Genomic DNA, 10,202 nt, shown 5'->3' with positions numbered 1-10,202 from the left:
GGACGGGGTGCGGCGGGGTGGACGGCCGGCTCCGGTACGGACCGGTGGGCGCCGTCGGGTCCGGGCTGGGGAAGGCCGCGACGGTCGGGGTGTACGGAACGGAGGCGACCGCGCCCGTCTGCGGGGTGCCGCCGGCGGCGACCGTCCGCAGGTCCTCCTCCGCCCGGTCGGCCGGGATCCGCTCCGCGGGCTCCTTGCGCAGCAGCCCCTCGATGACCGGGGCCAGCGGTCCGGCCCGGCGCGGCGCCGGCAACTCCTCGTCGACGACCGCGCGCAGGGTGCTCAGCGGGGTGTCCTGGCGGAAGGGCGAGTTGCCCTCGACCGCCGCGTACAGCAGCACGCCGAGCGACCACAGGTCGGACTCCGGTCCGGGTCTGCGGCCCAGCGCACGCTCCGGGGCGAGGAACTCGGGAGAGCCGATGACCTCACCGGTCATGGTCAGCGCGGAGCTGCCCTCGACCGTGGCGATGCCGAAGTCGGTCAGGACGACACGTCCGTCGTTCGCCATCAGCACGTTGGCCGGTTTCACGTCCCGGTGCAGTACGCCCGCCTCGTGGGCGGCGCGGAGCGCGGCGAGGACCTCGGCGCCGATGTGCGCGGTGCGCTGCGGGGAGAGCGGACCCTCGGCGTCCAGCACGTCGGCGAGCGAGAGCCCGCGGACCAGCTCCATGACGATCCAGGGGCGGCCCTCCTCCATGGCCACGTCGTAGACCGTCACCACGTTCCGGTTCGCGACCCGGGCCGCGGCCCAGGCCTCACGCTCCAGACGGGCGTACATGCGCTCGATCTCGGGCGCCGGGAGTCCGGCCGGGGCGCGGACCTCCTTGACGGCGACCTCGCGGTTCAGGATTTCGTCGCGGGCCCGCCACACGGTGCCCATGCCGCCCTCGCCGAGAGGGGACAGGAGGCGGTAGCGCCCCGCGATCACACGCTCATTGCCCGGTTCTTCGGACACGGGTGCCCCCCATTCGCATCCGCGCGATTCCTGCGGCCGGCGTCATATCTCCCCAAAAGTAGCTCAGCCGAGTGCGGATGCCGCCCCCTTGAGCACCAATCCGGCCCCGAGGACGACGACCAGGAGCGCCGACGCCAGGGGCACGGTCCTGCTTGCCAGCGCGAAGAGCCTTCCGCGGGCCAGTCGCGGGCGCCGGTCCAGCAGCCGGCTCATCCCGTCGCCCGCCTTCACCACGGCGAACCCGACGGCCGTCAGCGTGAACGCCAGCCCGACACCGAACGCCAGCACGAGCGACAGTCCGAACCACGCCTTCCCCAGCGCCGCCGCGCCCACGAGCACGACCACCGCGGAGGGGCTGGGCACCAGCCCGCCCGCGAAGCCGAGCAGGATCGTGCCGCGGAGGGTGGGGGCCACCGGATGGCTGTGGGTGAAGCCGCCGTGGGTGTGGGTGATGGTGCCGCCGAAGAGGGTGGCTTTGCGGTCGTGCGAGTGGTCGTGGTCGTGGTCGGGGTCGTGGCCGTGTGGGTGGTCGTGACCGTGGCTGTGCTTGTCGCCGTCGCCGTCGCCGTCGCCGTCGCCGTCGCCGTCGCCGTCGCCGTCGCCGTCGCCGTCGCCGTGACTGTGGCTGTCGCCGTGGCCGTGCCCGCCTGCGTGGCCCGGTGCGTGCGAGTGCGCGAGCACGCGGGTCTCGGACGGCGCCTCCGCGTGCGCGTGGGCGAGGACCAGCGCCCGCTCCGGCTCGGGAGCGGAGGAGCCGGAGTGCTCGTGCTCGTGCTCGTGTGAGTGCTCGTGATCGTGACTGTGAGAGTGCGCGTGCTCGTGCTCGTGGTCATGGTCGTGACCGTGCGCGTGGTCGTGCCCGTGCGCATGCCCACGCATCAGCTTCCGGTTCAGCAGCGCCCGCCGTACGAGGGTCAGGCCCGCCGCCATCACGAGGAGGCCGCTCGCGATGCCGAGCCAGGTGATCACGGACGGCGCCGCGGACGACCCGGCGGCGATCAGCAGGCCCAGGGCGACCACGCCGAGGGTGTGCGTCACGGTCACCGACACGATCATGGGCAGGACATCGCGGAACGTGGCGTTGCCCCGGGCCGCGGCGGTCGCGGCCATGATCGTCTTGCCGTGGCCGGGAGCCATCGCGTGCATCGCGCCGAGGAACACCGCGATGCCCAGGGCCAGAGCGGCGAAGCCGACGGTCAGGTCCTGACGGGCCACCAGGTCGTCGAGCGCCTTCGTCCAGCGGTCCGCGCCGCGCGGCAGGATCGAGGCACCGGGCGCGCCGCCCTCGTCGGCGGCCAGCGCCGGCCCGCCGGGCCGCACGCGCAGGGACGCCGACGCGGTGTCCTCCGGCGACGACAGCAACTCCTCGGGGTACGAGGCCAGTTCCCGGGAGATGGACTTCTCGGGTACGTCCGACCCGGTCAGCGTCATCCGGTCGCCCCGCGCGGTCACCTCGCGCCAGCCCGGGCCGGAGTCCACGGCGGCGTGGAAGCGTACCGAGGCGGCCTTGTCGGGGAGCGGGGCCGTCAGCCGGCACTCCACGCGCAGGGTCTTGAGCCCGGCCTGTCCGGGCCGCTCCTCGGCACGGCTCGACGCGAGGGTCAGCGCCACGTCCTCGCCGCCGACCGTGACCTCGCTGTCCCGGGCGGCCGTGGCGCACCGCTCCCGGGCCCACTTCTCCATGCCCTGCTTCTTGATGGCGGACTCGGCCTGCGTCGCCGGGATCTCCGCCAGGTCCTCGACATGGAGGACGCGGAGCGTGCCGGGGGCGGCGACGAGTCCGTCGTACCGGTTGACGGTGAAGTTGCCGAGGGGGTGGGCGCTCGCGGTTCCGGCGGGCAGGAGCACGAGCGCGCAGACCGCCAGGAGGACCGCGGTGCAGGAGGCGAACACACGCCGGTGGAGCGTCACTTGGCGGCCTCCAGAGCCTTGAGCGCCTTACGGGCCTTCTCGGCGCCCAGCGGGGAGAAGCCGGAGTTGAGGTCGAGCGCCGCCCTCAGCGAGGCCCGTGCCCCCTTCTCGTCGCCCGTGGCCCGCTCGATCATCCCGCGGTGGTAGAGGAACGTGGCGTCCTTGTAGCCGGTGGCCGCCGCGCGGCGGGCGTACGGCAGGGCCTCCTCGCTGCGGCCGTTGACGTGCAGCGCCCAGGCGAGCGCGTCCGCCGTGTGGACCGTCTCGCGGAGCTTCCACTCGGCGCGGGCCGCGCGCAGGGCCGCCTCGCGGTCACCGTGGTCCGCGTCCGCGAGCGCGGTGTCGAGGTCGGCGTTGACGCCGTTGGCGCGGGCGATCGAGGTCCAGGCGTTCACCAGCCGGTACTGGTCGCGGGCCTTCTCCTTGTCGCCCTTCACCTCGTACAGCTCGCCGAGTTCCACGAGCGGCCCCGGCAGCGGAAAGCGCGAGACGACCTGCTCCAGGGTGCGGATCGCGCCGTCCCGGTCGCCGCTCGCGGCCTCGGCGCGGGCGCGGCCCTCCAGGGCGGGGACGTACTCGTCGTCGGCGCCGAGCGCGCGGGCGTAGTGGTCGAGCGCGCTCTTGTAGTCGCCCTGCTTCCAGGCGAGCTGGCCGAGCTGTGTGGCCACGTACGCGATGTCACCGCGTCCGCTCGCGGAGTCCAGGGCCTGCTTCAGGACCCGCTCGGCGGTCTTCGTGTCGCCGCGCAGTTCACGCACGTACGCGTACCGCGTGAACACGGGGATACCGGGGCGCCGTTCGTCCGCCAGGTCGGCGGCCTTCGTGGCGTCGTCGTAGCGGCCGAGCTCCACGAGGGCGTCGATCCGTGTGGACAGCGCCCGTTCGCTGTAGGGGTTCCGCTCCAGCGCCCGGTCCGCCTTGCTCAGGGCGCCCTCGAAGTCGTGGCGGGCCGCGGCGAGGGCGGCCTGGCCCGCGAGTGCCGTGTCGTTGTCCGGGCGCAGCTCCAGCGAACGCCTCAGGGCCTTCTCGGCCTGCGGGTAGCGGGAGGGGTCGCCCTTGGTGCGGGCCTGCTCCACATACGCGAGCCCGAGCGTGGCCCAGGAGTTGTGGTCCCTCGGCTGTTCGCGGAGATGGGCCTGCAGGGCCTCGATGTTCGCGTCGAGGTCGCCGCCCGCGAGCAGCTCCGCCGTGACGCCCGGTGAGCTCGACGCGCTCACCGGCTGCTCGTCGCGGGAACCCAGCGCGATGGCCCCCGACGTGATCGCGACGGCCAGCGCGGCCGCGCACGCCGCGAGCCGCAGCACCCGGTGCCGGGTGGGCTCGACGGGCTCACGCCCGCCCTTGACGGCGTCCGCGGCGGGAGCAGCGGCCTTTGCGTCCTGTTCGCTTCCCTCACGTGCGAGGACGTCCTCGGCCGGACCTTCGCTCTCCGGCGCGCTGTCGTTCGTACGCGGGGACATGCCCTCTCCTAGGTTCCGTGACGGGATGTTTCGTGCCGACCGGCAAAAGGCGCGGCCCGCGCCGTGGGGGATGGGTGGATACGGGCCGCGCCAGTCGGTGGGCCGGACCCCTCAGCGGGGGTCCGGCAAGTGACCGGTCAGTGGTCCGGCAGGGGACCGGTCAGTAGTAGGCCCGCTCGTTGCTCCGGCGGCGCCACCAGAAGAGGCCGGTGCCGATGAGCAGAACGCCACCCGCGCCCGCCGCGGCGGAGCTCGCGATGAGCGTGGTGTCGGTGCCGCCGCTCGCGCCGGTCACACCGCCGTCGATCGCGCTGCGCACGTTGTCCGTGGTGTTGCCCTCGACCTTCTTGCCACGCGAACCGGCCGTCGGCAGACCGATGTACGGGAAGGACTTGCCGAACTTCTTGTCGTTCTTGTTGACCGCGTCACCCAGGTCGTTCTTGGCACCGACCAGCTCGCCCTCCACGACCTGCAGCGCGATGTCGATCACGTCGTCGGTGAGCCGGCGCCCGTTCGGGAAGCCCTGGTTGTCACCGTCGAGCACACCGAGCCGCTTCGGCTTCTTGGTGGGCTCGACGGAGGTGTTGAGGCGCAGCTGCTCCGACGGGGTGACGTGCGGCGGCTGGTTGAGGCCCTCGACGCCCTTCAGGAAGACGTCGACCAGGTCGTTGCGCGGCTCGTCCGGGGCCTCGATCTTGTAGATCGCCTCGATGAGCTTCGGCAGCTCGGGCTCGGTGACGTTCTCCAGGAACTGGGCGTCGTCCACGGGTGAGGACGCGTTGAACGTGTCCTTGTCCTCGATCGGGTTGACGACCTCGTTGACCAGCGGCATACCGAGACGCGAGACCTGGCGGTACCGGCCGTCGGCGCCCTCGCGCTGGGTCGTGGACCAGACGCCGACGATCGGCTGGTCCTTCGACTCGGCGAGCGCCTCGCTCGGCACCTGCAGCGCGATCGAGTTGACGTTGTACTGCTTGAGAGTGTCGCGCCCGACCTCGGACAGGTCACCGCCGTACAGCAGGTCGAAGACGCGCAGGTCCGCGAAGAACGGGTCGTCGGCCTGCCCGGCGAACGTCGTCACACCGCTCGCGGTCTCGTAGACGGCCTCGTCGCGCAGCTTCTTGAAGTCCGGCATCGACGCCTTGCCGACGTTGGACGGCGCCACCCACACGTCGTCCGCGAGCTTCGTCCTGGACACCGCGCGCCGGTTCTTCAGCTTGATCAGCTCGATGTCGTACGTCTGCGTGATGTTCAGGTCCTCGTCGTCGAGGCTCTCGACCACGCCCGTGTTGTACAGGAAGCTCTTCTCGTTCTTCGTCTTCGTCTTGAACGTGTAGCGGAAGATCAGGTCTTCCTGCGCGTCGCCGTCCTGGTCGATGCGGATGTCGTACTCGGCGTCCTCGGCGAACTGGTAGAAGTTCGGTCCGCCCGCGGGCTCCTCCATGGGGATCACGTTCGCGATGATCGTCGTCGTGTCCGGCTTGTCCGGGCTGACGAACGCGTACAGGTCCGTGTTGTCGAACTGGGGCGCCCCCGAGATCAGCGGGGCCTCCCGGTGGCTGGAGGCGGAGGCCGCCCCCGGTTGCAGCGCGGACACGCCGACGGCCGTGAGACCTCCGGCGGCCAGCGCACCACAGATGAGGGTCGCGATGTTCTTGCGCCCCGCGCCGTTGATCCCGCGCGCTGCGCCGCTCCTGGAAGTAGGTGTCATGCCGTCCGTCCTCTGTGCCAACTTGCCTGACGAACGCCATTCGGAGCGGTCGGCAGGGTGGATTGGTCGAATCCCAAACGTTCTTACGGAGCGTTTGAAAGGTTGTTTCACCGTCAGGCGACCCGAGTTTCGGGCAGGCTCATCCGTAACCCCATCCGGAGGTGGGTTCGTTGCGAATGCCTGACGCGAGGGGATGGCCGTGCACGGCCGGAGCTGCGGAAGGGGAGCGAGTGGAGGCTGACGAGCTTCTGGTCCTGGTGGCCAGAGGTGACCAGAAGGCGTTCGAGGAGCTGTACGGACTGGTGTCCGGTCCCGTGTTCGGGTTAGTGCGCAGGGTCGTTCGCGACCCGGCCCAGTCGGAGGAGGTGGCGCAGGAGGTGCTGCTGGAACTGTGGCGGTCCGCGGGCCGGTTCGACCCCCGCCGCGGCACCGCCCTGGCCTGGATCCTCACGCTCGCGCACCGCCGCGCCGTCGACCGGGTGCGCAGCGCCCGCGCCGCCACCGAACGCGAGCAGCGCGAGGGCATGCGGGCCCACCATCCCGCGTTCGACCAGGTCGCCGAGGAGGTGGAGGCCGGGCTGGAGCGCGAGTGGGTACGCCACTGCCTGGAACGGCTCACCAACCTGCAGCGCCAGTCGGTGACGCTCGCCTACTACGACGGCTACACCTACCGTGAGGTGGCCGAACAACTGTCCCTGCCGCTCGGCACGGTCAAGACCCGCATGCGTGACGGCCTGACGCGGCTGCGCGAGTGCCTGGGAGGTGTCGCATGAGTCTGTTCGGCAGGCCGTCGCGGCGGGATCTGCACTCGCTCGCCGCGCCCTACGCACTGGACGCGCTGGAGCACGGTGAGCGGGCGCGCTTCGAGAAGCATCTGGCCAAGTGTGAGCGGTGCACCGCGGATGTGCGGGCGCTGTCCGAGGACGCGGTACGGCTGGCGTGGTCGACGGCGGCCCCGGCTCCGCTCGCGATGCGCGACCGGGTCCTCGCCGCCGTACGCAGCACGCCCCAGGAAGCGCCCTCCCCGGACGCCCCCATACCGGACGCGGCCTTCCCGCGCCCCCAGCATCTGCCGCCCCATGTGTGGGGCACCGAGCCGCCACCGCCCCCGAGGCGCGCGCGGCGCTCGCGGCCCCTCTTCGCTCCGCTGGCCACCGCCACGGCCGCCACGGCGCTCGTCGTGGCCTCGCTCTTCGCGGTCCAGGCGAACCGCGCCCAGGACCAGTTGGACGCCGAGCGGGACCGGTCACGTGAGATCGCCAACATTCTCGCCGCCCCCGACGCCCGCGCGACGAGCGAACGGGACACACGGGGCCGGGGCATCGGAGTGATCGCCTCCGTCAAGGAAGGGCGTGCCGTCGTCACCCTGAGCGGTCTCGACGATCTGCCGAGCGGCCGGGTGCACCAGCTCTGGCTCATGCGTCCCGACAGGCAACCGCGCTCATTGGGCCTGTTCCAGGGCGACACGCCCCTGGTGACCGGCGGGATGAACGATGACGCGACGTCACTCGCCGTGACCATCGAACCCGATGGGGGCTCACCGCAGCCCACCAGCCAGCCGATCGCCCAACTCGCCCTGGAAACTGTTGGATTCGGAGAGTAGTCGTGAACGCCCTTGTGGGGTAGGTGAATCCTGTGGCAGCGATACACGCGTGCCGCCCGGGAGCGATAGGGTTACCCTGCCCGGGCCGGGTGGACTCGTACGGGTGGGGAGTGACATGGAACAGATAACAGCGCGCAGGGCGCGAGTCCCTGCGATCACCTGCGGGAGCAGCGCGACCAGTTCGCGACTCGACCGCCATCTCTCGGTGCTGGCCGGCCCTGCCGTCCCGCAGCGTGAGGCGGCCGAGGCGACATCCCTGATGCGTGAGCTCACCGCGCGTGACACGCGCGAGCGGAGCCGCAGGGGTTCGAGGGTGAGCCGTGTCTCACTCTTCGCACCGCTGCGCCGGCTGCGCCGCTCGCTGTTCGGCGGCCGCTGAGCACCACGGGCTCGTAGGAGCCCGCTCACCGCGGGCTCGAACCGGGCCCGCGCTCAGGCGATCACGCCCTCCCGGCGCAGTGCTGCGATCTCGTCGTCCGTCATCCCCACGGCACGCAGCACCGCTCCGGTGTGTTCCCCGAGCGCGGGCACGGACCCCATCCGTGCCTCGTTCCCGCCCGGCAGCGTGATCGGAGGCAGCAGCGCCTTCAGCGGCCCCACCGGCGTCCCCGTCTCCCGCCACCGCTCCCGGGCCGCCAGCTGCGGATGGTCCGCCACCTCGTGTACGTCCCTGAGGCGCGCACAGGCGATCCCGGCCGCCTCCAGCCGGGCCACCGCCTCGTCGGTGCCGAGCCCACCGAGTGCGGTGCCCACCAACGCGTCCGTGCGTTCCCGGTGTTCGACCCGCGCCGCGTTCGTGGCGAACGCCGGGTCGGTCCCCAACTCCGGGCGCCCGAGCACCTGTTCGGCCAGCCGCCGCCACTCCCGGTCGTTCTGCACCGAGAGCAGCACCCGCCCGCCGTCCGCCGTCGGATAGGCGTCGTACGGGGCGATGACGGCATGCCCGAGTCCCGTCCGCGCCGGGGCGGTTCCGCCGTGCATCGCGTGGTGCAGCGGATGCCCCATCCACTCGGCGAGCGCCTCCAGCATCGACACCTCCACCGGGCCGCCGCGCCCGGTCGCACCCCGCCGTACGAGCGCCGCGAGCACACCGGAGAACGCGTACATGGCCGCCGCGATGTCCGCCGCCGGGATGCCCGCCTTCACCGGCTGCTCCGGTGTCCCCGTGACCGACACCAGCCCCGCCTCGCACTGCACGAGCATGTCGTACGCCCGCTTGTCCGCGTACGGCCCCGAGGACCCGTATCCCGAGATGTCCACCGCGACCAGCCGGGGATGCCCGGCGCACAGCGTGGCCGCGTCCAGACCGAGCCGGGCCGCCGCCCCCTGCGCGAGGTTCTGCACGAACACGTCCGCGTCCGCCACCAGCCGCCGTACGACATCCAGGCCCCGCGGGTCCTTCAGGTCGAGCGCGACGGACTCCTTGCCGCGGTTGCACCACACGAAGTGCGAGGCGAGACCCCCCGCGGCCGTGTCGTACCCGCGGGCGAAGTCGCCGCCGTCCACCCGCTCGACCTTGATCACGCGGGCGCCGAGATCGGCGAGCTGCCGGGTGGCGAAGGGCGCCGCGACGGCCTGCTCGACGGCGACGACGGTGATGCCCTCCAGGGGCAGCGGAAGACGGTCCATGGGGTGGATCATGTCCGCCGCCCCGGGGCTTTGTCAGTAGGGGCCCTCACTCACCGTGCGCGTGGCGGCGTACGGCGAGCGGCGCGAACACGGCGCCCGGGCACGGGGAAACCGTCGGCCTAGGCTCCGTCCGCGCCGGGCTCGCTCCGTGGTGCTTCGGCTTCCCAGCGGAGCAGGTCCCCCGGCTGGCACTCGAGTACCTCGCAGAGCGCGGCGAGGGTCGTGAAGCGCACCGCCTTGGCACGGCCGTTCTTGAGGACCGCCAGGTTGGCGGGGGTGATCCCGACGCGGTCCGCGAGCTCGCCCACGGACATCTTCCGCTTGGCCAGCATCACGTCGATGTCGACGGCGATCGGCATCAGATCACCTCTTCCAGCTCGGCCTGCATCCGCGCCGCCTCGACATCGCGCCTGACGGCCTGGGCGAGCAGCATCCGCAGGACGAGCACGACGAGTGCGACCCCCAGGACCGCCACGACGGCCCCGCACAGCAGCAGGACGACGCCCGGGGCGACGGCCTCGCCCGGAGCCAGGACGACCGCGAGCGCGAACACCAGGAGGGCGGCCGCCACGATCGCGCCGATCACGATGTGCACGTACCGGAAGGCGGCGTGGGAGAACACCGTTCCACGGCGCACCATCGTCACCAGCCGCCAGACGCAGACCAGGACTACCTGGGCCGTCACGACGCCCAGGACGATGATGACGAGGAGCGGTGTGCGCAGGTACGCGTAGTCCGCGTTGAGCCCCTCCAGGTCGGTGGCCAGCAGCGGCACCATCACCGCCTGGACGAACACCGAGCCGGCGAGCAGCACCACGAGCACGGTGCGCAGCGTGAGCACAGTCAGCTTTCCCATCGCCCCTCCTTCGATCGAGTCACGATGGAAAACTATCGAAAATCGATAGGCCCGGCAAGGGTGGGGCAGGCGGTGAG

Annotated in this window: 10 protein-coding genes; 3 read left to right on the top strand and 7 right to left on the bottom strand. The window is 72.0% G+C overall.

Annotated elements, in window-relative coordinates; translation table 11 throughout:
- The 4 genes from FNH04_RS33170 to FNH04_RS33155 all read right to left on the bottom strand — a co-directional run.
- A partial coding sequence (locus FNH04_RS33170) for a serine/threonine-protein kinase (RefSeq protein WP_322724548.1) occupies window positions 1-955 on the bottom strand: 955 nt, incomplete at its 3' end.
- Window positions 956-1,018: 63 nt separating this feature from the next.
- Window positions 1,019-2,866, bottom strand: a complete 1,848-nt coding sequence (locus FNH04_RS33165) for a HoxN/HupN/NixA family nickel/cobalt transporter (protein ID WP_322724547.1) — start codon at window positions 2,864-2,866, stop codon at window positions 1,019-1,021.
- Window positions 2,863-4,326 carry a tetratricopeptide repeat protein gene (locus tag FNH04_RS33160; RefSeq protein WP_152789554.1) on the bottom strand — a complete coding sequence of 488 codons (1,464 nt, stop codon included), beginning with the start codon at window positions 4,324-4,326 and terminating at the stop codon, window positions 2,863-2,865. Before FNH04_RS33160 ends, FNH04_RS33165 begins: the two co-directional genes overlap by 4 nt.
- Before the next feature lie 160 nt (window positions 4,327-4,486).
- Window positions 4,487-6,037, bottom strand: a complete 1,551-nt coding sequence (locus tag FNH04_RS33155; protein ID WP_152789553.1) for a DUF4331 domain-containing protein — start codon at window positions 6,035-6,037, stop codon at window positions 4,487-4,489.
- 230 nt (window positions 6,038-6,267) lie between these two features.
- On the opposite strand from FNH04_RS33155, the gene FNH04_RS33150 reads away from it, so the two are divergent.
- The 3 genes from FNH04_RS33150 (at window position 6,268) to FNH04_RS33140 (ending at window position 8,019) form a co-directional block, all read left to right on the top strand.
- Window positions 6,268-6,810 carry a sigma-70 family RNA polymerase sigma factor gene (locus FNH04_RS33150; protein ID WP_322724544.1) on the top strand — a complete coding sequence of 181 codons (543 nt, stop codon included), beginning with the start codon at window positions 6,268-6,270 and terminating at the stop codon, window positions 6,808-6,810.
- Window positions 6,807-7,640 carry an anti-sigma factor gene (locus FNH04_RS33145; RefSeq protein ID WP_152789551.1) on the top strand — a complete coding sequence of 278 codons (834 nt, stop codon included), beginning with the start codon at window positions 6,807-6,809 and terminating at the stop codon, window positions 7,638-7,640. The genes FNH04_RS33150 and FNH04_RS33145 overlap by 4 nt, the downstream gene beginning before the upstream one ends.
- A 115-nt stretch (window positions 7,641-7,755) precedes the next feature.
- Window positions 7,756-8,019, top strand: coding sequence for a hypothetical protein (locus FNH04_RS33140; RefSeq protein ID WP_152789550.1), 264 nt, complete (start codon window positions 7,756-7,758; stop codon window positions 8,017-8,019).
- 53 nt (window positions 8,020-8,072) lie between these two features.
- On the opposite strand, the gene FNH04_RS33135 is transcribed toward FNH04_RS33140, so the two are convergent.
- From FNH04_RS33135 to FNH04_RS33125, 3 genes are all read right to left on the bottom strand, one after another.
- Window positions 8,073-9,269: a CaiB/BaiF CoA transferase family protein gene (locus FNH04_RS33135; RefSeq protein ID WP_152789549.1), complete on the bottom strand. Its 1,197-nt coding sequence runs from the start codon at window positions 9,267-9,269 to the stop codon at window positions 8,073-8,075.
- A 119-nt stretch (window positions 9,270-9,388) separates the two neighbouring features.
- The gene (locus FNH04_RS33130) at window positions 9,389-9,628 is read right to left on the bottom strand and encodes a helix-turn-helix domain-containing protein (RefSeq protein WP_152789548.1); all 240 of its coding nucleotides are present in this window, start codon (window positions 9,626-9,628) and stop codon (window positions 9,389-9,391) included.
- Complete coding sequence (locus FNH04_RS33125) at window positions 9,628-10,125, bottom strand: DUF2975 domain-containing protein (protein ID WP_152789547.1); 498 nt, start codon at window positions 10,123-10,125, stop codon at window positions 9,628-9,630. Before FNH04_RS33125 ends, FNH04_RS33130 begins: the two co-directional genes overlap by 1 nt.
- Window positions 10,126-10,202 lie beyond the last annotated feature (77 nt).

Origin of the sequence: Streptomyces phyllanthi (assembly GCF_009377205.1) — a bacterium.
GTDB classification, from domain to species: domain Bacteria; phylum Actinomycetota; class Actinomycetes; order Streptomycetales; family Streptomycetaceae; genus Streptomyces; species Streptomyces phyllanthi.
This window is presented reverse-complemented; position numbering and strand designations above follow the sequence as displayed.

Bases quoted from the DNA above. Each gene is read 5' to 3' on its own strand.
- FNH04_RS33160 (WP_152789554.1), bottom strand. From the start codon at position 4,326: ATGTCCCCGCGTACGAACGACAGCGCGCCGGAGAGCGAAGGTCCGGCC.
- FNH04_RS33155 (WP_152789553.1), bottom strand. From the start codon at position 6,037: ATGACACCTACTTCCAGGAGCGGCGCAGCGCGCGGGATCAACGGCGCG.
- FNH04_RS33145 (WP_152789551.1), top strand. From the start codon at position 6,807: ATGAGTCTGTTCGGCAGGCCGTCGCGGCGGGATCTGCACTCGCTCGCC.
- FNH04_RS33140 (WP_152789550.1), top strand. From the start codon at position 7,756: ATGGAACAGATAACAGCGCGCAGGGCGCGAGTCCCTGCGATCACCTGC.
- FNH04_RS33135 (WP_152789549.1), bottom strand. From the start codon at position 9,269: ATGGACCGTCTTCCGCTGCCCCTGGAGGGCATCACCGTCGTCGCCGTC.
- FNH04_RS33130 (WP_152789548.1), bottom strand. From the start codon at position 9,628: ATGCCGATCGCCGTCGACATCGACGTGATGCTGGCCAAGCGGAAGATG.
- FNH04_RS33125 (WP_152789547.1), bottom strand. From the start codon at position 10,125: ATGGGAAAGCTGACTGTGCTCACGCTGCGCACCGTGCTCGTGGTGCTG.